Genomic DNA, 21,712 nt, shown 5'->3' with positions numbered 1-21,712 from the left:
GCCGGTCGCACTGGCGTCTGTTCGTACGAGGCCCGGTTCCGCGCTTGCCGCGGGGCCGGGCCTCGGCGTTGCGCCCCGCGGCACGGCCCCCGGTCAGCCCTCGAGTTCGTCGAGCGCGCCGAGCTGGGCCATCAGCCCCAGCCGGTCCTCGTGCCACCAGCCCTCGACGATCTTCCCGTCCTCCTGGAACCGGAAGATGGTGGCGCCGGTCATCGTGACCTGCTTGCCCGTCGCCGGGATCCCCATGAAGTCGCCGTTGTGGTCACCCCTGAAGGTCCACCGCGTGCACACGCGGTCGCCTTCGGTGATCTGGTCGTCGATGGTGAACTCGATGTCGAACCCGCGGCGGTACATCTCGATCTCGCGCCGCATCGCGTCGAGACCGATGGTGTCCGTCACGTTGCCGGGATCGTGGTCGTGGTAGTCCTGCGCGAGCAGGCCGTCGAGCGGCGGCAGTTCACCCTCGGTGGCGACCGTCTCGAAGAACCGGCGCGCGTTGCCCGCGTACAACTGCTCGTCCCGCACCACGTCCAGATCGGTGAAGGTGGGCATCTCGTCGCAGAGGGCGACCATTTCCCGGAAGATCGTGTCGGTCCCGGGAAGGTTCGAGTTCCGCATCGCCTCCTCGTACGACGGGAACTCGACGATCTCGATGAAGTGGGTGTCGTCGGACCGGTCCTTGCCGATGACGCTGTGCGTCGCGGTCCGCTTCCCCTGCGTCTTCTCCGCCCATGTGTCCATGAGCCGGTTCATCTCGTCGAATCGGCTGGTCTTGCAGTCGATGACCTGCACAAACGTCATGACGCCGCCTCCGGCCCCCCTGCGCCCCCCTGCGTAAGGTCCGGACAGCTCCATCTTCCCACCGCCGTGTAACGAGCCGGCGGGAACGGGCGAGGGGCCGAGGCGCTCACTGCCCCGGCCCCGCACCCGCCGCGCCTTACTGAGGCCCGTACTTGCGCCCCGTCTTCGCCGTGACCCCGCCGAGCAGCCCGCGCGGCGCCAGCTTCACGACGCCCATCAGCGTCTTGTACCGCGGATCCGGGATCGACAGCGACTTGCCGCGCGCCAGGTCGGCGAGCGCCGCCGCCACCAGCTTGTCGGCGTCGAGCCACATCCACTTGGGGATGTTGTCGGTGCCCATTGATGCCCGCTCGTGGAACTCCGTACGAACGAAGCCCGGGCAGAGCGCCATCAGCCGCACACCACTGCCGGCCAGGTCCCGCGCCGCGCCCTGCGTGAACTGCACGACCCACGCCTTCGACGCGCCGTACGTCCCGCGCGGCACGAACGCCGCCACCGACGCCACGTTCACCACGCCGCCCCTGCCGCGCTCACGCATCGGCGCCACCGCGGCGGACGTGAGCCGCAGGACCGCCTCGCAGTGCACCTTCAGCATCGTCAACTCGTCGGCGAGCGGGACCTCCAGGTACTGGCCCTTGTTACCGAAGCCCGCGTTGTTGACCAGCAGGTCCACCGGACGCTTGCGGTCGGTCAGCCGTGCCTCGACCGCGCCGATGCCCTCGTCGGTGGCGAGGTCGGCCGTGAGCACCTCGGCCTCGATGCCGTGCCGGTCGTGGAGCTCGGTGGCCTGCTCCCGCAGCCGCTTGGTGTCACGCGCCACCAGGACGAGGTCGTGGCCGTCCGCGGCGAGCCGGCGCGCGAACGCGGCACCGATTCCCGAGGTGGATCCCGTAATCAGAGCGGTAGTCATGGGGCCAGGCTAGGGGGCCCCGGCCATGATCCGCCGGACACCCCCTGGTGACAGCCGTGGGCATGACCACGCTCGGGAGCCCGCGCGCGTTGTCCCTACGAGTGCGGCAACCGCCGTGCGGCCGGGGCCACAACCGCCGTGCGGGCCAGGCCCGTTACCGCCACGCGGCCCGCGCCCGCTCTATCCCTGCGCCGCGTCGGCCGCCGCACCCCCGTCTCCGTACTTGGCCACGTACAGACGAGCCGTCTCGACTGCCTCGGGGGCGAGCGCGTCCGCTGCGACGAGCAGCCGCGGCAGCAGCTCCCGCTCGGTCGTGACGGCGCGGAACTGGAAGGCGACGGTCACTTCGTGGTCGGGCCGGTGCACGATCTCGATCGTGTCGCCCGCCCGGATCGTGCCCGGCTCGATCACCCGCAGATACGCGCCCGGGGCGGCCCGCGCGGTGAAACGCCTGACCCATCCCTTCTCGCCGAGGTGGCCCTGGAACGTGCGGCAGGGGATCCGGCCGGAGGCGACCTCGAGGACCAGGCCGGAGCCGACGCGCCAGCGCTCGCCGATCTTCGCGCCCGTCACGTCGACACCCTCGGTCGTGAGGTTCTCCCCGAACGAGCCGTTGCGCAGATCGTGGCCGAGCGTGCCCTGCCACTCGTCGAGGTCCTCGCGAGCGAAGGCGTAGACCGCCTGGTCGTCGCCGCCGTGATGGCGCATGTCGCACACGGCGTCCCCTTCGAGACCGCTGGCGCCGACTCCCTTGGGCCCGGGCGCCGCCACCCGGACGGGGCCCGGCACCGGCCGCTTGTCGATTCCGGTCACGCCCTCGGCCTGGTCGGTGTGCTCGCTGGCCTCGGCGCGACCCACATTCAGAGACAGAAGCTTCATGACGGCACGCTAAGCGACGCGGCGCCAAAGCGTCGACGCAATATTTCCCTTTGCATCCAAGGCTCCCTTATGCTTGAGGAATGATCGAGGCCCGTCATCTCCGTGTCCTGCGCGCCGTGGCCGCCACCGGCTCCTTCTCGGCGGCCGCCCGCGAGCTCGGCTGCACCCAGCCCGCGGTCAGCCAGCAGATGAAGGCACTCGAATCCTCGGCGGGCACCCCGCTCCTCATCCGCACCGGCCGCGAAATGCGCCTCACTCAGGCGGGTGAAGCCCTGGTGCGGCACGCGGCGGGAATCCTGGCCGGGCTGACCGCGGCGGAGGAAGAGGTCGCCGCCATCGCGGGCCTGCGCGCCGGCCGCGTCCGCCTCGTCTCCTTCCCGAGCGGCAGCTCCACGCTCGTCCCCACCGCGCTGGCCGCCCTGCGCGCCGCTCACCCAGGCACCCGCGTCTCCCTCGTGGAGGCGGAGCCGCCGCGCTCGGTCGAGATGCTGCGCGAGGGCGACTGTGACGTGGCCCTGGCCTTCCGCTACGAGGGGCGGCGTGAAGCGCCTGAGCAGAGGGGCGGCGGGAGGCGGGAGGGCGAGGGGGCGCAGGCAGCGGAGGACTGGGACGACCTCGTCGTACGTCCGCTGCTCGCCGACCGTCTCGTCGGCCTCGTCCCGGAGGGGCACCGTCTCGCCAAGTCGGACGCGGTCTCCATCGGCGAGCTGGCCGACGAGCCCTGGATCGCGGGCTGCCCGCGCTGTCGCCGACAGCTGGTGGAGGTCTGTGAGAGTGCGGGATTCACCCCGCGCATCGACTTCGCGACCGACGACTATCCGGCGGTGATCGGTCTGGTCGGCGCGGGCCTCGGTGTGGCGGTCCTGCCGGAACTCGCCATCGAATCCGTACGCCCCAAGGGTGCACGCACAGTGACGGTGGAGCCGGCTGTGCAGCGCGAGATCGTCGCCCTCACACTGCCCGACCTGGCCCAGGTGCCGGCCGTGGCAGCCACGCTCGACCACCTGGCGCGGGCCGCGGCCCGCTGATCGGGCCCTGACGAACCCGTGATCGGGCCCTGACAAGCCCGCGGGCACGCCACAGCGTGCCCACCCTGAAGAAACGTTTCCGTCAGTTGTTCACCACGGGCGGGGCGCCGCCCGACGACGCCGGTGCGGCGGCGACGAGCCGGTTGCGGGCGCGGCCCATGAGCTCCTCGCGCTCGTCCTCGGTCAGCCCGCCCCACACGCCGTACGGCTCGCGCACCTGGAGTGCATGAGCAGCGCACTCCGCGCGCACCGGACACCTCATGCAGACCTCTTTGGCCGAGTTCTCGCGGGCACTGCGCGCCGCTCCCCGCTCCCCCTCCGGATGGAAGAAGAGCGAACTGTCCACCCCGCGGCAGGCCGCGAGGAGCTGCCAGTCCCATAGATCTGCGTTCGGTCCGGGAAGGCGGGAGAAATCTGCCATTGCTGTGTCCCCTTGTAGCCGTTCTGACGCGGATACGGTGCCCAAGAACCGTACATCTACTGTCTAAGGAGATGAAAATATGACTCATAACGAATCTAGCCTCAGACACCACTGAAAGTGAAGAAAAACGGCTAAATGGGGCATGCCTTGTGGCGAAACTTTGTGGGTCGCTTGCGCCGTCTGCTCTGTATCCGATCCCTCACGTAGAGTGCCGAAGCAGACCGCCGAACCCGTAACTCTTTCGGGTGACCGTCGTTGAGAGTGCGGAGGCGGTTGAAAGAACAAGCGCTCGGGCATGTGTCCGAGAGCGTCGACCGCACAGGTGACGATTCGTACCAGCCTGGAGGCCCAAGGTGACGCGCATCAGCTGCGGAGGACGGTCATGACATCCGTCCTCGTCTGCGACGACTCCCCGCTTGCCCGAGAAGCGCTCCGCCGCGCGGTCGCGACCGTCCCCGGCGTGGAGCGCGTGACGACCGCGGCCAACGGCGAGGAAGTCCTCCGCCGCTGGGGCGCCGACCGCTCGGACCTGATTCTGATGGACGTACGCATGCCCGGTCTGGGTGGCGTAGAGACGGTCCGGCGGCTGCTGTCCGCCGATCCCGGTGCGCGCATCATCATGCTCACCGTCGCCGAGGACCTGGACGGTGTCGCGCTCGCCGTCGCGGCCGGCGCCCGCGGCTATCTGCACAAGGACGCCTCGCGCGCCGAACTGCGTGCCACGGTCACGCAGGCGCTCGCCGACCCGACCTGGCGGCTCGCACCGCGCAGACTGCGGTCGGCCGAGATGGGTGCGGCGCCGACGCTCACGGCGCGTGAGATCCAGGTGCTCGAGGGCATGAGTCACGGCCGGTCCAACGCGGAGATCGGGCGCGAGCTCTTCCTCTCCGAGGACACGGTCAAGACACACGCACGCCGCCTCTTCAAGAAGCTCGGCGCCTCGGACCGCGCGCACGCCGTGGCGCTCGGATTCCGCTGGGGCCTTGTCCGCTAAGGACCACGATGCGCCGTCGCGGGGGCACAGCGATCCCCGTCCGCCCCAGGGCGGACGGGGCTGCGGACGGCCGCCGGTCCTCGTTTCGCCGGACATGCCGCATCCTTGAGTTGTGGAGTTCCTCAGGGACGAGTCGGTCGAGCGGAAGGGGAGGGCGCGCGAGATGAGTTCCGGCGCACCTGCTCATAACGCTTCAGTGCACAACTACGGACGCGGTGCCACGGACCGGACGCCGCCAAGGCACCATGGACCGATGCGCGACGACGAGGCAGCCGGCCCAGGAGCCATCGGTGCACTGGTCCACAGCGCCGTCGAGGGCGACGAGCAGGCCACGCACGACCTTCTCGCGCACGTCCACCCCCTCGCGATCCGCTACTGCCGCAGCCGTCTGACCCGACTGCCGGGTGACGCACGGCACTTCGTGGAGGATCTCGCGCAGGAAGTCTGTGTCGCGGTGCTCCTCGCGCTGCCGCGCTACAAGGACACCGGGCGCCCCTTCGAGGCGTTCGTCTTCGCCATCGCCGCGCACAAGGTCGCCGATCTGCAGCGCGCCGCCATGCGGCATCCCGGTTCCACCGCCGTGCCCTCCGACGAGATGCCGGAGCGGCCCGACGACTCGCTCGGACCGGAGGAGCGGGCCCTGCTCAGCAGCGATGCGGAGTGGGCGAAGAAGCTCCTCGCCAACCTTCCGGAGAACCAGCGCGAACTGCTGCTGCTCCGGATCGCCGTCGGCCTCACGGCCGAGGAGACGGGACAGATGCTCGGCATGTCGCCGGGCGCCGTCCGCGTCGCCCAGCACCGCGCACTGAGCCGGCTGCGGGCGCTCGCCGAGCAGTGAGGCGAAACGGCGAGCCGACGCAGCGAGCCGAAGCCGAAACTGTGAGCCGAGGCCGAAGCTGCGAGCAGAGCAGAGCAGTGCTTTGAGCAGCGCCCAAGCAGTGACCTGATGAGTGAGACGCGCCACTCGCGCGTGGGGCTCCCCCTGTGTAAGGCGCGGGCTGCGCACGTGTGAACGTACAAATCTGCTCGGTGATCTTGATCGTGGAATGAGACACCTCAGGATCCCGTTAGCATGGACATCCGCACCGAGCAAGGCCATTTGGGGAAGGTGTCATGACTGCAAACGTCGACGGAGTGCCCGAGAAATTCGCGACACTCGGGCTGACCTACGACGACGTGCTGCTGCTGCCGGGCGCGTCCGAGGTCCTCCCGAACGCGGTCGACACCTCGTCCCGCATCTCCCGCAACGTGCGCGTGAACATTCCGCTGCTGTCGGCGGCGATGGACAAGGTCACCGAGTCCCGCATGGCCATCGCCATGGCGCGGCAGGGTGGCGTGGGCGTCCTGCACCGCAACCTGTCGATCGAGGACCAGGTCAACCAGGTCGACCTCGTGAAGCGCTCCGAGTCCGGCATGGTGACCGACCCGATCACCGTGCACCCGGACGCGACGCTGGCCGAGGCCGACGCGCTGTGTGCGAAGTTCCGCATCAGCGGCGTCCCGGTGACCGACCCGGCGGGCAAGCTGCTCGGCATCGTCACCAACCGCGACATGGCGTTCGAGTCCGACCGCAGCCGGCAGGTGCGCGAGGTCATGACGCCGATGCCGCTCGTGACCGGCAAGGTCGGCATCTCCGGCGTCGACGCCATGGAGCTGCTGCGCCGCCACAAGATCGAGAAGCTTCCGCTGGTCGACGACGCGGGCGTCCTCAAGGGCCTCATCACGGTCAAGGACTTCGTGAAGGCCGAGCAGTACCCGAACGCCGCGAAGGACGCCGAGGGCCGTCTCCTCGTCGGTGCCGCGGTGGGTGCGAGCCCCGAGGCCCTGGAGCGCGCGCAGGCGCTGGCCGAGGCGGGTGCGGACTTCCTCATCGTCGACACGTCGCACGGACACAACAGCAACGCGCTGAACTGGATGGCGAAGATCAAGTCCAGCGTCGGCGTCGACGTCATCGGCGGCAACGTCGCGACGCGTGACGGCGCGCAGGCCCTGATCGACGCCGGTGTCGACGGCGTGAAGGTGGGTGTGGGCCCCGGCTCCATCTGCACCACGCGTGTGGTCGCCGGTATCGGCGTCCCGCAGGTCACCGCGATCTACGAGGCGGCTCTCGCCGCGCGTGCCGCCGGTGTCCCGGTCATCGGCGACGGCGGTCTGCAGTACTCCGGCGACATCGGCAAGGCGCTCGCCGCCGGTGCCGACACGGTGATGCTGGGCAGCCTCCTCGCGGGCTGTGAGGAGTCCCCGGGTGAGCTGATGTTCATCAACGGCAAGCAGTTCAAGTCGTACCGCGGCATGGGTTCCCTCGGGGCGATGCAGTCCCGTGGGCAGGGCCGGTCGTACTCCAAGGACCGCTACTTCCAGGCCGAGGTCGCCTCCGACGACAAGCTCGTGCCCGAGGGCATCGAGGGCCAGGTGCCCTACCGCGGCCCGCTGGCCAACGTGCTGCACCAGCTCGTCGGCGGTCTGCGCCAGACGATGGGCTATGTGGGCGCCGCCTCCATCGACGAGATGGAGACCAAGGGCCGCTTCGTGAGGATCACGTCCGCGGGCCTCAAGGAGAGCCACCCGCACGACATCCAGATGACGGTCGAAGCACCGAACTACAGCCGCAGCAAGTAGCCGCAGCCGGTCGAAGACAGGGCCAGGGGCGGCCCCGGGGTTCCCGGGGCCGCCCCTGGCGCGTATGTCGGGGATACTGGAAGGCGCTGAAACGCAGAGGGAAAGGCCACACACGTGACTGAGATCGAGATCGGGCGCGGCAAGCGCGGCCGCCGGGCGTACGCCTTCGACGACATCGCCGTCGTACCGAGCCGCCGTACGCGCGACCCGAAGGAGGTCTCGATCGCCTGGCAGATCGACGCCTACCGCTTTGAGCTGCCGTTCCTGGCCGCTCCCATGGACTCGGTCGTGTCGCCGGCCACCGCCATCCGGATCGGGGAGCTCGGTGGCCTCGGCGTGCTGAACCTCGAGGGCCTGTGGACCCGCTACGAGGACCCGCAGCCGCTCCTCGACGAGATCGGCGAGCTGGACACGGAGAGCGCGACACGCCGCCTCCAGGAGATCTACGAGGCTCCCATCAAGGAGGAGCTGATCGGGCAGCGCATCAAGGAGGTGCGCGACTCCGGTGTCGTCACCGCCGCCGCGCTGTCGCCGCAGCGCACCGCCCAGTTCTCCAAGGCGGTCGTGGACGCGGGCGTCGACATCTTCGTGATCCGGGGGACCACCGTGTCCGCCGAGCACGTCTCCGGTGCCGCCGAGCCGCTGAACCTGAAGCAGTTCATCTACGAGCTCGACGTGCCGGTCATCGTGGGCGGCTGCGCCACGTACACGGCCGCGCTGCACCTGATGCGCACCGGCGCGGCCGGTGTGCTCGTCGGCTTCGGTGGCGGCGCCGCGCACACCACGCGCAACGTGCTGGGCATCCAGGTGCCGATGGCGACCGCCGTGGCCGATGTGGCCGCCGCCCGCCGTGACTACATGGACGAGTCCGGCGGCCGGTACGTGCACGTGATCGCCGACGGTGGCGTGGGCTGGTCCGGCGACCTGCCGAAGGCCATCGCCTGCGGCGCCGACGCCGTGATGATGGGCTCCCCGCTGGCGCGCGCCACGGACGCGCCCGGCAAGGGCCACCACTGGGGCATGGAGGCCGTCCACGAGGACGTGCCGCGCGGCAAGAAGGTCGACCTCGGGACCGTCGGTACGACGGAGGAGGTCCTCACCGGGCCTTCGCACACCCCGGACGGTTCGATGAACTTCTTCGGCGCCCTCAAGCGCGCCATGGCGACGACCGGCTACAGCGAGCTCAAGGAGTTCCAGCGGGTCGAGGTCACGGTGGCGGACTCGCAGCACCGCCGCTGACGCAGTTTCTACGGAGATGGGGCCCGCACCGGTTCGGTGCGGGCCCCATCTCCGTAGAGGGCCACTACAGGTCTCCGTAGAGGGGTCGTTGCGGCTCTTCGTGGAGGGCCGCTACAGGCGGTGGGCCGCGCCTGTCGGGGTGGCGCCCCGGGTGTCCAGGAGGAGTTGGGCCTTCACGGACAGGCCCTGGAGGTCGTACGTGCGGTGCTGCTGAAGCAGGATCGTCAGGTCGGCGTCAGCGGCTGCCTCGTAGAGGAAGTCCGCGCGGGGGACGGGGTGGCCGAGGACGTTCCACGACGGGATGTGCGGGTCGTGGTAGCTGACCGCCGCGCCCAGCTGCATCAGCCGGGTGGCGATCTCGTGGGCGGGGGTGCCCTCCAGGTCGGCGACGTCGGGCTTGTACGTGACGCCGAGGAGCAGGACGCGGGCGCCGCGGGCCGACTTGCCGTGTTCGTTGAGGAGGGTGGCGGCGCGCTGGATCACGTACTGCGGCATGTGGTGGTTGACCTGCTGGGCCAGTTCCACCATGCGCAGGGGGCGGACCGGGAGGGGCGGGCGTGAGAGGTCCTGGGGGACTCCGTGGCCGCCGACGCCGGGGCCGGGGCGGAATGCCTGGAAGCCGAAGGGCTTGGTCTCGGCGCAGCGGATGACGTCCCACAGGTCGACGCCCAGGTCGTGGCAGAGGACGGCCATCTCGTTGACCAGGGCGATGTTGACGTGGCGGTAGTTGGTCTCCAGGAGCTGGACGGTCTCGGCCTCGCGTGGGCCACGCGCGCGTACGACCTTGTCGGACAGGCGGCCGTAGAAGGCGGCGGCGGACTCGGTGCAGGCGGGGGTGAGGCCGCCGATGACCTTGGGGGTCGTGGCGTACGCGTGCGTGCGGCTGCCGGGGTCGAGGCGGCCGGGGGAGTAGGCGAGGTGGAAGTCGCGGCCGGCGCGCAGCCCCGAGCCGTCCTCCAGGAGGGGGCGCAGGACGCCTTCGGTGGTGCCGGGGGCGACCGGGGTCTCGATGATCACCGTGGTGTGGGGGCGCAGGCGGGCGGCGAGGGCGCGCGTGGCGTCGGTGAGCTGCGCGAGGTCGAGGGAGCGGTCCGCGCCGAGTGGCGCGGGGGCGCAGATGACGGCGGTGCGGACGCGGCCGAGTTCGACGGGGTCGCCGGTCGGCCGGAAGCCCCCCGAGAGCATCCGGCGGATGTCGGCGGCGGTCAGGGTTCCCTCGGCGCCGTCGCCGGGGAGGCGGCCTGCCGCGAGGTCGGTGGCGCGTGCGGGGTCGTAGCCGATGGTCGCGATGCCGGTGGCGACGGCGGCCTGGGCGAGGGGCAGGCCGAGGTGACCGAGTCCGATGACGGCGAGATCTGCGGGCATGGAAGTGGGCCGTCCTTCCCAATAGCCGGAGCGGGAGGGGAGCGCAAGTCCTGTGGACAAGATGGACGAGCGCAATGTCAGACTAGGAGTAAATATGACCGTTATGCGGTATTGCGCGGCCGGGAATCCGGGAGTGTTGTCCACAGGCTGCGGGTGCGTGGTGGCTGAAGTCGGGCACGGCGGTCAGAATCGGTGAACGGGGGATGAGAGCCGGGGCGCACCGGACAGGTGACACCGGTGGGACCGACTGGACCGACGCCGACTGACCGACAGCGGGAGGTAGCAGTGAGGACAGCGACACTGGGACCGGCGGAGCGTGCCGAGGCGCTCGCGGGAATGGCCGAGCGGGAGCTGGACATCCTGGTCGTGGGCGCGGGGGTGGTCGGCGCGGGAACAGCGCTCGACGCCGCGACCCGCGGTCTGTCCACCGGCCTGGTCGAGGCGCGGGACTGGGCCTCCGGCACATCGAGCCGGTCGAGCAAGCTGATCCACGGCGGCCTCCGGTATCTCGAGATGCTCGACTTCGCGCTCGTGCGCGAGGCGCTGAAGGAGCGCGGGCTGCTCCTCGAGCGGCTCGCCCCGCACCTCGTGAAGCCGGTCCCGTTCCTGTATCCCCTCCAGCACAAGGGCTGGGAGCGGCTGTACGCGGGCTCGGGCGTCGCCATGTACGACGCGATGTCGATGGCGCGCGGGCACGGGCGCGGCCTGCCCATGCACCGCCATCTGAGCCGGCGTCACGCACTGCGGGTCGCGCCCGCGCTCAAGAAGGACGCGCTCGTCGGTGCCTTGCAGTACTACGACGCGCAGATGGACGACGCGCGGTACGTTGCGACGCTGGTGCGGACAGCCGCGATGTACGGGGCGAAGGTCGCCAACAGGGCGCGCGTGACGGGGTTTCTGCGCGAGGGCGAGCGTGTCGTCGGCGCCCGCGTCGAGGACGTGGAGGGCGGCGGGGAGTACGAGATCCGCGCCCGCCAGATAGTGAACGCGACGGGCGTGTGGACGGACGACACGCAGGCGATGGTGGGCGAGCGGGGCCAGTTCCACGTACGCGCGTCCAAGGGCATCCACCTCGTCGTGCCCAAGGACCGGATCAACTCGACGACCGGGCTCATCCTGCGCACCGAGAAGAGCGTCCTGTTCGTGATCCCGTGGGGGCGCCACTGGATCGTGGGCACCACGGACACGGAATGGGACCTCGACAAGGCGCACCCCGCGGCCTCCAGCGCCGACATCGACTATCTGCTCGAGCATGTGAACTCGGTGCTCGCGGTGCCCCTCACGCGTGACGACGTCCAGGGGGTCTACGCGGGCCTGCGGCCCCTGCTCGCCGGTGAGTCCGACGCCACGAGCAAGCTCTCGCGCGAGCACACGGTGGCGCACCCGGTGCCGGGGCTCGTCGTCGTGGCCGGCGGCAAGTACACGACGTACCGGGTCATGGCCAAGGACGCCGTCGACGAGGCGGTGCACGGGCTCGACCAGCGCGTTGCCGACTGCGTCACCGAGGACGTACCGCTGGTCGGCGCCGAGGGCTACCACGCGCTGTGGAACGCGCGGGCGAGGATCGCCGCGCGGACCGGGCTCCATGTGGTGCGGGTGGAGCATCTGCTCAACCGGTACGGGGCGTTGGCGGAGGAGTTGCTCGACCTGGTGGCCGCCGACCCCGGGCTCGGCGCGGCCCTCACCGGCGCCGACGACTATCTGCGGGCCGAGGTCGTGTACGCCGCCTCGCACGAGGGGGCGCGGCATCTCGACGATGTGCTGACGCGGCGCACGCGGATCTCGATCGAGACGTTCGACCGGGGGACGCGGTGTGCGCGTGAAGCGGCGGAGCTGATGGCTCCGGTGCTCGGCTGGGACAAGGACCAGATCGAGCGGGAGGTGGAGCACTACGAGAAGCGGGTGCAGGCTGAGCGCGAGTCTCAGCGTCAGCCTGATGACCTCTCGGCCGATGCGGCGCGGCTGGGGGCGCCGGATATTGTGCCGCTGTGACGGGGTGGGCCGGGGTTGCGCCGGGGGCTGTGCCCCCAGGCCCCCCTTCGCCCTTCGGGCTCGTCCTCAAGCGCCGGACGGGCTGGGAGGGCCGGGCTGAAAGAAGCGGTGGGCTCGTCTTAGGTGTTGGGTTTGCAGAACTCTGCCGTCAATAGGCGGCGTTCCAGTTGGGGGGTGTTCGTCACCGTGGCTGTGTTGGTGCGGAACGTGATGACTCTCGACGCCGTTTTCGTTGCCGCTGTGCGGACGTAGCTGCCTTCTATCCGGCCGTTGTGGCCCCAGACCGTCCGTCCGCAGGGGAGTTTCGTCGGATAGAGGCCCATGCCGTAGCGGCCTTGTGCGGTGCGGGTGTTGAGCATCGTGCCGAGTTGGCGTGGCGGGAGGAGGCGGCCCTTCAGGAGGGCCGTGTAGAAGCGGTTCAGGTCCGTGAGGGTGGAGACCAGTTCGCCTGCGGCGCCGGCCACGCCTGGGTTCAGGGTCGTTACGTCGCGGCCCGTCGCGTCGTACGCGCGGCCGTGCGGGGAGGGCAGGGCGGTGTGGGTGCCGGGGAACGACGTGCCGGTGAGGTGGAGCGGTTCGATGATGCGGCGGCGGGCCTCGGTCGCGTACGAGTGGCCCGTGACCTGGCTTATGACCATGCCGAGCAGGACGTAGTTCGTGTTCGAGTACGACCAGTGGCCGCGGGGCTTCTGTGGGTCGGCCTCGGCCAGGCGTACGGCGGCTGCGGGGGATACCGGGATCTCGCCGTGGGTGCGCGCCGTGAAGTCGGGCAGGCCACTCGTGTGGGTGAGAAGCGAGTGGAGGGAGACGGCAGGGTCACGCAGGAGACCGGGGAGGTGGTCGTCAACCGTGTCCGAGAGGCTCAGGCGGTGTTCGGCGGCGAGTTGCAGCACGACCGTCGCGATGAACGACTTCGTGATGCTCCCGGCCCGGAAGTGGTCGGTGCGGCGGATCGTGGGGCCGGTGCGTACGAAGCGCGTCGTCCTGCCCTCGCGGGCGAGCAGCGCCGCGGCGGGGGCCTTGCCCTCCGTGACCAGCAGCGGAAGAGTGGCGTCCGTGGCCGGGGCCGCGAGCGTCGTGGAACTGCCCGGAAACATACAGAACAGGGCCGCTGCCAGGGGTATGGCCAGCAGTGTCCGAAGTACGGGCATGGCGGCCCCTCCCTGAGTCGGTCCATCATGCGGGACGGCCGACCCTGGGCGTCGAGTGGTCCCCGCGTAAGGGACAATGAAGGCTCTGTCAGGGCGGGTTGCAGAGGGGACGCATGTCGGAGGCGGAGCAGGCGGGCACAGCTCGTCAGGACAAGAGTGCACGTCTCCTCGCCGGGCGCTACCGGCTGGGAGAAGTCCTCGGCCGCGGCGGCATGGGCACCGTGTGGCGGGCGAAGGACGAGACGCTCGGCCGGACGGTCGCCGTCAAGGAGCTGCGGTTCCCGTCGAGCATCGACGACGAGGAGAAGCGGCGCCTGATCACGCGTACGTTGCGTGAGGCGAAGGCGATCGCGCGGATCCGGAACAACAGCGCGGTGACGGTCTACGACGTGGTCGACGAGGACGACCGGCCGTGGATCGTGATGGAACTCGTCGAGGGCAAGTCCCTCGCGGAGCAGATCCGCGAGGACGGTCTGCTCGAGCCGCGGCGCGCCGCCGAGGTCGGGCTCGCGATCCTCGACGTGCTGCGCGCCGCGCACCGCGAGGGCATCCTGCACCGCGACGTGAAGCCGTCGAACGTGCTGATCGCCGAGGACGGGCGCGTCGTCCTCACGGACTTCGGCATCGCCCAGGTCGAGGGCGACCCCTCGATCACGTCCACCGGCATGCTCGTCGGCGCGCCCTCGTACATCTCGCCGGAGCGGGCACGCGGGCACAAGCCCGGCCCCGCGGCCGACCTTTGGTCGCTCGGCGGACTGCTGTACGCGTCGGTGGAGGGCGTTCCTCCGTACGACAAGGGGTCCGCCATCGCGACCCTGACTGCCGTCATGACCGAGCCGGTCGACCCGCCCAAGAACGCCGGGCCGCTGGAGAACGTCATCTACGGGCTGCTCGCCAAGGACCCGGAGCAGCGGCTCGACGACGCCGGGGCGCGGGCGCTCCTCAACGACGTCCTGCACGCTCCCGAGCCCAAGGACGAGGAGCCCGAGCCGGTCGACGCGACCAAGGTCGTGCCTCTGCCGCCCCTTCCCGAGCAGACGCCCAGGGCACCGAAGGCGCCGAAGACGCCCAAGATGCGCTTCGGTAAGGCGAGTTCGGGGACGGGGGCCGCCGCGGGCGCCGGTGCTGCCGCCGCTTCTGACTCCGTGGAGGCCGGATCTGGATCCGGTTCCGGTGTCGCCGTGGGCGATGGCGCGGGCAAGAGGGGTGAAGAGGCCGCCGAGAAGCTGCGCGGTGCGCTGCGGACGGTGCGGAAGGCGGCTGTTGCGGCCACCGCCGCGACGACGGCCGGAGTGGCAGGCAAGGGTGGCGCGGAAGCGTCCGGCGCCACGGCGGAAGCCTCCGCGCATCCCGCGGTCGGGCAGGGCGGTTCGGGTGTCCCGGCGCAGCCCGCCGGGCCGCCGCGTACGCCCGCGACCAGGGCCTCGCTCACGGACGTGGTCCCGCGGCGCACCCTCGTGATCGTGGCGGTGCTCGTCGCGCTCGCCGTGATCGGTACCGTCATCGGCATCGCGTTCAGCGGTGGCGACGACGGCGGTGCCGCCAAGGGCGGCGCCAAGGCCGCCTCCGCGGGAGCGAGCGGAGGCAGCGGCGGTAGCGGTGGCAAGGACAAGGGCAGCGGCTCCGGCGGCAACGACGCGGCGCAGGACGGCGGCAAGGGCTCCGACAAGGGGCAGGGCTCCGGCTCGGACACCGACAAGGGCGGCGACAAGGACGGCGACGCCGGCCAGGGGGCGTCGCCCGACAGCACCAGCGGCGGCAGCGGAGTCCCCGGCGGCAGCGGCGCCGCCTCGACGTACAAGCACGACCAGGGCTTCTCCATCGGGCTCCCGAAGGGCTGGAAGCACACCTCGACGAGCGCGGCGGGGGCCCGCTTCACGGGTCCCGACGGGCAGAAGCTGCTCGTCGGCTGGACGACGACGCCCAAGTCGAACCCGGTCCAGGACTGGCGCAACCAGGAGCAGTACATGCGCCGCGCCCAGTACGACCGGATACGCATAGTGGCCGTCGACTTCCGCGGCTGGAACACGGCGGACTGGGAGTTCACTTACGTCGACGGGGGTACCAAGTACCGCTCCATAGACCGCGGTTTCGTGGTCAACAGCGGTCTCGGCTACGGCCTGATGTACACGGCCAAGGCCGCCGACTGGGACGGTGCGCAGCGCAAGGCCGCCTGGCAGACGTTCACCAAGACGTTCAAGCCGAAGTCCTGAGCCTGACAGCGGTCCGGCACGTATCGTGAGTGCTTGCGGACCGTGCGCAGCCGCATCGGTACGCATCACTGCGCACAACAGGGAGTAAAACGAGCGGAATTGACCACCGGGCGGACAGGGGGACGCGTCGTGGAGGACTACGCGGGGCGAGTGCTCGCCGACCGCTACCGCCTGCCGCTGTCGCCCGCCGACGCGTACGAGTTCGCATCGACGCGGGCGTTCGACACCTACAGCGGCCAGGAGGTCCTGGTCAGACAGGTGCCGTTACCCGAGGTCGTCGAGGCCGAGGTGCTCGACGCCGAGGGGCTCCCTGACGGGTTCGTGCCGCGTGAGTCGCGGGGCCGGCGCGAGCGGGGGGACGCGGGGCGGACCACGCGCAGGCCGGCGGATCCCGCGGTGCGCCGCGCCATCGAGGCCGCGCAGGCCGCCGCCCAGATACCCGACCATCCACGGCTCGACCAGGTCTTCGACGTGTTCGCCGAGGGCGGCTCGCTGTGGATCGTCAGTGAGGTCGTCTCCGCGCGGCCGCTCGCCGCGCTGCTCGCCGAGGAGCCGCTGTCCCCGTACCGGGCGGCCGAGGTCGCGTCCGACGTCCTCACCGCCCTGCGCGCGCTGCACGCCCACGGCTGGGTCCACCGGAACATCACCGCCCGCACGGTTCTCGTGTGCGACGACGGCCGGATCGTGCTGACGGGACTCGCGGCCGGCGCGGCGGAGGAGGCGTTGTGCGGCTATGACCCGACGCCGGCGCCGCCTCTGGCCGCGGCGCCCTCGAAGCCGCAGGACCCGCAGTCTTCGGCTCCCGCGTCCCCCCACACCCCTCCCGCCCCCCACACCCCTCCCGCTCCCCGCGCCCCCGCGCCGTCGCGGCCCGCCGCCCTTGAGGCCGGGAGCGACCCGCGGGCCGCGCGCGCGGGGGCGATAGCCGCGTACCGGGCCGGTGCGCGGGCCGCCGCGCGTGGGGGCGTGGACACGGACGGGACACCGGGGCCGCCGCGGCGCGGGCCGGGCGGGGAGTCCGGGGGCGAGTCCGGCGCCGGGGCGCACAGGGGCGACGCGCAGTCCGGCCGGATCGACGACCCCTACGGCGTACGCGATGCCGCCGGGCGCCCCTGGCACGGGGCGATCCCGCGGCCCGGCACGGAGCAGGCCGGGCCCGCCCCTTTCGAGGCGCCCGACTCCGCCCCGGAGAGCACGCGTTGGGACCAGCTCATCCCCGCACAGCAGACGGCGCCGACGGCCGGTCGCGGGCCGGCCACCGCCCTCGCCGCCGACCGTGCGCGGCAGGCGCGGATGACCGTCGTCGGGCCCGTCACCGAGCGCTGGGCGCCCGAGCAGGCGGGTCCCGTCCACGAGAACTGGCAGCTGGCCGCCCCGATCGGCCCGGCCACCGACCTGTGGGCCCTCGGTGCCCTCCTCTTCCGGGCGGTCCAGGGACACGCCCCGTACCCGGAGGAGAACACCGGCGAGCTGGTGCAGATGGTGTGCGCCGAGCCGCCCGCGTTCGCCGAGGAGTGCGGGCCGCTGCGGCCCGTCGTCGAGTCGCTGCTGCGTCAGGACCCCACGGAGCGGCTCGACTTCGAGGAGCTGCGAGGGTGGCTCAGGTCGCTGGTGCGGTCCGCGCCGGAGCCCGAGGCGGGCACGAACGTCGTGACCGCACCCCCCTTCGACGCCACGCGGCTGCCGATCGTACGGCGCCGGGGCGAGCTCGTGCGCAGGCGCCGCCGGCGCTCCTTCGCCCAGGCCGGAGCCGGGCCCGGGCACGCGCGGCACAAGCGGGCCAAGGCGCAGCCGCAGGAGGCGGAGCGGCGCACGAGGCCGGAGCGTCGCCCCCCGTCGGATCGCGGCCCCAGGAAGCCCCGTTCGCTCGGCCGCACCCTGCTCGTTCTCGTACTGCTCGGCCTGGCGGCCGCGGTCGCGTATGCCGTGGTCTTCATGCCGAAGGCCGAGCCGAGCGGCGGCACGCCGGGTGACGGCGCCAAGGATCACGCGGGCGCCACCGGAGGCCGGCCCGCGCCCGAGGGCGGCAGGTCCACGCCGGCGCCGGGCGAATCCGCCGGGGGCCAGGGGAAGAACGGCGGTAAGAGCTCGTCCACCCCCTCCGCCGCCGATCCGCAGACCGACTCGTCCGAGCCCGAGGTCGCGCAGGGCTTCACGCTGCGCAAGGACCCCGAAGGGTTCCGCGTCGCCGTCGCCAAGGGCTGGAACCGGCAGGGCAGGAACGGACAGGGCCAAGTTCTCTACACGCACGGCGACTTCGAACTCGTCGTCGTGCCGGGGCGCGACAGCACGTCCGCGTACGGCAGCGACCCCATGACGTACCAGCGGGAGAAGGAGCGCGAGTTGCAGCCGTTCCGCGACTCGACGTGGGCGACGTCCTCCGGGATGCGCCGGATCGACGTGGGCGGTCGGGCCATGGCCGAGGGCCAGTTCACGTGGCAGAACCCGGCGGGCCGCGAGACGTACGTACGCAACCTCGCGATGATCGTGGGCGGCCGCTACCACGTGGTGCAACTGCGGGGCCCCGAGGCCGAACGCGACGAGGTGACGCGCCTGTACGAGCAGGCCTCGGCGACGTATCAGAGCACGGGCTGACGTATCGGAGCACGGGCTGATACAACGCCAGACGTCGTACCGGCGTACGGAATACGCCCAGTTGATGACCGGCCGGCCCCCGTCCCGGCGGGCGACAAGCGTCACAGTGCGGTCTCCGTGCACCCCCGGCGGTTCCCTGTGCCTGGGCCGCTCCCTAATGTGGCTCTGTCAAGGCCATGAGCGGCCCTGGCACGACCAATGCGCTCTGCGGGGGAACGTGAATCAGATGCAGGGCCTGCTCCTCGCGGGCCGCTATCGCCTCGGTGACTCGATCGGGCGCGGCGGCATGGGCCGGGTGTGGCGGGCGCACGACGAAGTGCTCCACCGGACCGTGGCCGTCAAGGAACTGACGGCGGCCCAGTACGTGCAGGAGGCCGACCGCGCCGTGCTGCTTGCGCGGACGCAGACGGAGGCGCGGGCCGCCGCGCGCATCAACCACCCGGCGGTCGTCACCGTCCACGACGTGCTGGAGCACGACGACCGGCCGTGGATCGTGATGGAGCTCGTCGACGGTCCCTCGCTCGCGGACGCCGTGAAGGAGTCGGGTCGCATCCTGCCGCGCGAGGCCGCCCGCATCGGCCTGTGGACGCTGCGGGCGCTGCGCGCCGCGCACGCGGCCGGGGTGCTGCACCGCGACGTGAAGCCGGGCAACGTCCTGCTCGCCCGCGACGGGCGGGTGCTGCTCACGGACTTCGGGATCGCGCAGGTCGAGGGCGATTCGACGATCACGCGGACCGGCGAGATCGTCGGCTCGGTCGACTATCTGGCGCCCGAGCGGGTCAGGGGCTCGGCGCCCGGGCCCGCGTCCGACCTGTGGGCGCTCGGCGCCACGCTGTTCACGGCCGTCGAGGGGAAGTCCCCGTTCCGGCGTACGTCACCGATCAGCACGATGCAGGCCGTCGTCGAGGAGGAGCCGGGCGCACTGACATACGGGGCCGCCCTCGCGCCCGTCATCCAGGCCCTGCTGCGCAAGGACCCTGACGCGCGCCCCTCCGCCGACGAGGCCGAGACAATGCTCGCCGAGGCCGCCGAGGGCCGCCGTTCCAGCGCGGCGCAGGCCTATGTACCCACGCAGGTGCATGCCGCGGCGCCGCCGACGCCCGCGGAGGAGTCGACCGCGATAGGCGTGCGACAGCCGGTGTCGCCCGCGGCCCGCGCCTCCGGTGGCCGCAAGTGGCCGCGCGTCGTCGCCGTGGCCCTGGCGGCGGCTCTCGTCGGCGGCGGTGGCGTGTTCGCCGCGAACCACTATCTGAACGACCGGACCTCGTCGCACTCGAACTCCGGCGAGGACGGGACCCCGAGCACATCGGCGGGTTCGGGCGACGGCAAGCACAAGTCTGGGAGCATTCCGGACGACTGGGTCCGCGTCGACGACGTCGAGGGCTACAGCCTCATGCTGCCGAAGGACTGGAAGCGGCAGGCGGACGGCACCCAGGTCGACTACACGCCGGACCGCGGCGCGCACTTCGTACGGATAGCGGTCGACGAGTCCCCCGACTGGCCCGACTCGTACCACCATCAGCTGGACCTGGAGCGGCAGGTCACGAAGCCGCCCGGGCTGCCCGACTACCAGCAGGTCAATCTGCAGCCCAACACCTACCGCGACCGGCCTGGATCCCTGTGGGAGTTCACCTGGACCGCGGGCAACAAGGACACGACGTCGGGCCCGCGGCACGCGATCGAGCAGACGTACGTCGAGAACGACGGCACCGAGTACGCCATCTATCTGTCCGTGCCGGAGGCCGACTGGGACGAGGGGCGGCAGCAGTTCGACGCGATCCTGCGGGGCTGGGAGCCGTAGGCGCCCGTGGCCCGCGGGCGCCGGCCCTGCGGTTTCGTTGATCCCTTGACGGCCCGGAGCACGCCCCTCCGGCGCCCGTTCCGTGCGGCATGATGGGACGCATGGGGACCGAGGGGGAGGGCAACGTCCGTGTGATCGCCGGGCGTTACCGGCTGGAGGCGCGCATCGGCCGGGGCGGAATGGGCGTCGTGTGGCGCGCCTGTGACCAGCTGCTCGGGCGGCGCGTCGCGGTCAAGGAACTCGTACTCGACGAGACGCTCTCCGCCGACGAGGCCCGCCGCCAGAAGGACCGCACCCTGCGCGAGGCCCGCGCGGTCGCCCAGCTGAGCCATCCGAACGTCATCGTCGTCCACGACGTCGTGGAGCACGGCGAACGCCCGTACATCGTCATGGAGTTGATCGAGGGCGGCTCGCTCGCCGACCGGCTCTCGCGGACCGGGCCCGTCGACGCGCGGGAGGCGGCCCGGATCGGGATCGCGCTCCTCGGCGCGCTGCGGGTCGCGCACGCTGCGGGGGTGCTGCACCGCGATCTGAAGCCGGCGAACGTGCTCGTCGAGGCGGGCAGCGAGCGCGTCGTGCTCACGGACTTCGGGATCGCGCAGGTCAGTGGCGCGACGACGCTCACCGAGACGGGATCCTTCGTCGGCTCGCCCGAGTACACGGCGCCCGAGCGCATGGCGGGGGAGCGGACCGGTCCCGAGTCGGACCTGTGGTCGCTGGGCGCGATGCTGTGCGCGGCCGTGACGGGCGAGTCGCCGTTCCGGCGCGACTCGCTGGGCGGGATCATGCACGCCGTGGTCGTCGGCGACATCCGCCCGCCCGCCGAGGCCGAGCCGCTGCTGCCCGTCGTACAAGGCCTCCTTGAGCGCGATCCGGAGCGCAGGCTCGGCCTGGACGAGGCCGACCGGCTCCTTCGCGCGTACGTCGCCACGGGTACGACGCCGCGGCCCGTCGGCGGCTACACGCCCACCGCCGGGAACAGCCTCACGGCGCCCGCTCCCGCGCCCCCGCAGAAGCGTTCCGCTCGCGTGGTCCTCGCGGCCGCCGCGCTCGTCGCCGCGATGGCCGGGGCCGGCGTCTCCGCGGCCGCGCTGCTCGTGAACGGTGGCGACGGCGGCGGCACCCACCGCCCCACGGCGTCCGCGCCGGGCCCCACGGGTGACACGGCAGCCCCCTCGGACTCGGCGCCGGAGCCCCGTCCGACGGTCACCGTCACGGAGCAGCAGACCGGCACGCGGCCTCCGTCCCCTGCCGGTTACCGCACGGCCGTCGACCCGAAGGGCTTCTCCCTGGCCGTGCCGGACGACTTCAGCAGGAAGCCCGACGGACCCCGGATCTTCTACATGTCGCCGGGCGGCACGTTCAGGATCGGCATCAAGGAGGCGGCCCCCGACCCGGGCGGGCCCGGCGCCGTGCAGCGCCGCTCCGACGCGAAGGGGCCCGCCAACAACCCGGGCTACCGCGACGGTTCGGTCACCGACACGACTCACGGCGGCAAGCCCGCCGCGCTCTGGCGGTTCACGTGGAACGGCTTCAGCACGGCGGAGGGCGCGAGGCACACGTACGACCTGTGCTGGGAGCAGGGCGGCCGGATGTACGACGTGTGGGTGTCGGCGCCGGTCGGCCGGATCGCGGAGGCCAAGCGGTACTTCGACACGGCGGTCGCGACATTCGTGCCCTCCGGGGGCGGCTGAGGCATCGGGG

Annotated in this window: 16 protein-coding genes; 10 read left to right on the top strand and 6 right to left on the bottom strand. The window is 71.6% G+C overall.

Translation table 11 applies throughout. The annotated features are described in order from the left end of the window. Positions 1 to 93 precede the first annotated feature (93 nt). The 3 genes from ACWIGU_RS22345 to ACWIGU_RS22335 form a co-directional block, all read right to left on the bottom strand. Positions 94 to 801, bottom strand: coding sequence for an ester cyclase (locus ACWIGU_RS22345; protein ID WP_454403378.1), 708 nt, complete (start codon positions 799 to 801; stop codon positions 94 to 96). A gap of 136 nt (positions 802 to 937) precedes the next feature. Next, a complete protein-coding gene (locus tag ACWIGU_RS22340) occupies positions 938 to 1,711 on the bottom strand; it encodes an SDR family NAD(P)-dependent oxidoreductase (protein ID WP_454403376.1) in 774 nt (257 codons plus the stop codon). 180 nt (positions 1,712 to 1,891) lie between these two features. Beyond that, the gene (locus ACWIGU_RS22335; RefSeq protein ID WP_454403374.1) at positions 1,892 to 2,590 is read right to left on the bottom strand and encodes an MOSC domain-containing protein; all 699 of its coding nucleotides are present in this window, start codon (positions 2,588 to 2,590) and stop codon (positions 1,892 to 1,894) included. Positions 2,591 to 2,670: 80 nt separating this feature from the next. On the opposite strand from ACWIGU_RS22335, the gene ACWIGU_RS22330 reads away from it, so the two are divergent. Continuing rightward, positions 2,671 to 3,618: a LysR family transcriptional regulator gene (locus tag ACWIGU_RS22330; protein ID WP_454403372.1), complete on the top strand. Its 948-nt coding sequence runs from the start codon at positions 2,671 to 2,673 to the stop codon at positions 3,616 to 3,618. Between the two features lie 82 nt (positions 3,619 to 3,700). On the opposite strand, the gene ACWIGU_RS22325 is transcribed toward ACWIGU_RS22330, so the two are convergent. Continuing rightward, complete coding sequence (locus tag ACWIGU_RS22325; RefSeq protein ID WP_454403370.1) at positions 3,701 to 4,039, bottom strand: WhiB family transcriptional regulator; 339 nt, start codon at positions 4,037 to 4,039, stop codon at positions 3,701 to 3,703. Positions 4,040 to 4,421: 382 nt separating this feature from the next. Between ACWIGU_RS22325 and ACWIGU_RS22320 the strand changes: the two genes are divergently transcribed. The 4 genes from ACWIGU_RS22320 (at position 4,422) to ACWIGU_RS22305 (ending at position 8,891) form a co-directional block, all read left to right on the top strand. Beyond that, positions 4,422 to 5,033 carry a response regulator transcription factor gene (locus tag ACWIGU_RS22320; RefSeq protein WP_003948568.1) on the top strand — a complete coding sequence of 204 codons (612 nt, stop codon included), beginning with the start codon at positions 4,422 to 4,424 and terminating at the stop codon, positions 5,031 to 5,033. 253 nt (positions 5,034 to 5,286) lie between these two features. Then, complete coding sequence (locus ACWIGU_RS22315) at positions 5,287 to 5,871, top strand: sigma-70 family RNA polymerase sigma factor (protein WP_324903690.1); 585 nt, start codon at positions 5,287 to 5,289, stop codon at positions 5,869 to 5,871. A 275-nt stretch (positions 5,872 to 6,146) separates the two neighbouring features. After that, on the top strand, positions 6,147 to 7,652 hold the full coding sequence (gene guaB / locus ACWIGU_RS22310; protein WP_100594839.1) for an IMP dehydrogenase: 1,506 nt from the start codon (positions 6,147 to 6,149) through the stop codon (positions 7,650 to 7,652). 114 nt (positions 7,653 to 7,766) lie between these two features. Beyond that, on the top strand, positions 7,767 to 8,891 hold the full coding sequence (locus ACWIGU_RS22305) for a GuaB3 family IMP dehydrogenase-related protein (RefSeq protein WP_100594838.1): 1,125 nt from the start codon (positions 7,767 to 7,769) through the stop codon (positions 8,889 to 8,891). Between the two features lie 111 nt (positions 8,892 to 9,002). Here the strand turns inward: ACWIGU_RS22305 and ACWIGU_RS22300 are convergent, their stop codons facing one another. Continuing rightward, a complete protein-coding gene (locus ACWIGU_RS22300) occupies positions 9,003 to 10,256 on the bottom strand; it encodes a nucleotide sugar dehydrogenase (RefSeq protein WP_454403367.1) in 1,254 nt (417 codons plus the stop codon). A gap of 285 nt (positions 10,257 to 10,541) precedes the next feature. Here ACWIGU_RS22300 and ACWIGU_RS22295 point away from each other — a divergent pair, with 285 nt between their 5' ends. Further along, a complete protein-coding gene (locus ACWIGU_RS22295) occupies positions 10,542 to 12,248 on the top strand; it encodes a glycerol-3-phosphate dehydrogenase/oxidase (protein WP_454403365.1) in 1,707 nt (568 codons plus the stop codon). 119 nt (positions 12,249 to 12,367) lie between these two features. Here the strand turns inward: ACWIGU_RS22295 and ACWIGU_RS22290 are convergent, their stop codons facing one another. Further along, a complete protein-coding gene (locus ACWIGU_RS22290) occupies positions 12,368 to 13,399 on the bottom strand; it encodes a serine hydrolase domain-containing protein (RefSeq protein ID WP_454403363.1) in 1,032 nt (343 codons plus the stop codon). Between the two features lie 113 nt (positions 13,400 to 13,512). On the opposite strand from ACWIGU_RS22290, the gene ACWIGU_RS22285 reads away from it, so the two are divergent. From ACWIGU_RS22285 to ACWIGU_RS22270, 4 genes are all read left to right on the top strand, one after another. Then, a complete protein-coding gene (locus tag ACWIGU_RS22285; protein ID WP_454403361.1) occupies positions 13,513 to 15,612 on the top strand; it encodes a serine/threonine-protein kinase in 2,100 nt (699 codons plus the stop codon). Positions 15,613 to 15,741: 129 nt separating this feature from the next. Beyond that, a complete protein-coding gene (locus ACWIGU_RS22280; protein ID WP_454403359.1) occupies positions 15,742 to 18,207 on the top strand; it encodes a protein kinase in 2,466 nt (821 codons plus the stop codon). Positions 18,208 to 18,433: 226 nt separating this feature from the next. Further along, complete coding sequence (locus tag ACWIGU_RS22275) at positions 18,434 to 20,008, top strand: serine/threonine-protein kinase (protein WP_454403658.1); 1,575 nt, start codon at positions 18,434 to 18,436, stop codon at positions 20,006 to 20,008. Positions 20,009 to 20,109: 101 nt separating this feature from the next. Then, positions 20,110 to 21,702, top strand: coding sequence for a protein kinase domain-containing protein (locus tag ACWIGU_RS22270; protein ID WP_454403357.1), 1,593 nt, complete (start codon positions 20,110 to 20,112; stop codon positions 21,700 to 21,702). Positions 21,703 to 21,712 lie beyond the last annotated feature (10 nt).

Source organism: Streptomyces sp. NPDC055400, from assembly GCF_053644375.1.
The sequence above is the reverse complement of the archived record's forward strand: the minus strand, read 5'-3'. Positions and strand labels throughout refer to the sequence as shown.